Below are 303 nucleotides of genomic sequence, written 5' to 3'. Positions count from 1 at the left end.
CGTGGCTGCAGGAGAAGATACCTCCCATATCCTCAGCGGGTTGACTAACCAGCTGCCTGATCGTGATCCGGAAGAGACCGCCGAGTGGGTTGAGTCCCTGGATTCGTTGATCAGGGAACAGGGTACCGAGCGTGCCCAATACATCATGCGGAGCCTGCTGCAGCGTGCCGGTGCACAGAGCGTCGGGGTGCCGATGGTGACCACCACCGATTACGTGAACACCATCCCGGTGGACCAGGAAGCGCAGTTCCCGGGCAACGAGGAGTTCGAGCGCCGGTACCGGGCGTACATGCGGTGGAACGC

Annotated in this window: 1 pseudogene; it reads left to right on the top strand. The window is 62.0% G+C overall.

Going from position 1 to position 303, the window contains the following annotated elements:
• Window position 1 precedes the first annotated feature (1 nt).
• Window positions 2–303 (top strand): annotated as a pseudogene (locus M8J71_RS23110) (pyruvate dehydrogenase (acetyl-transferring), homodimeric type); the annotation flags it as partial.

Origin of the sequence: Pseudarthrobacter sp. R1, assembly GCF_024494415.1 — a bacterium.
Lineage (GTDB): Bacteria > Actinomycetota > Actinomycetes > Actinomycetales > Micrococcaceae > Arthrobacter.
This window is presented reverse-complemented; position numbering and strand designations above follow the sequence as displayed.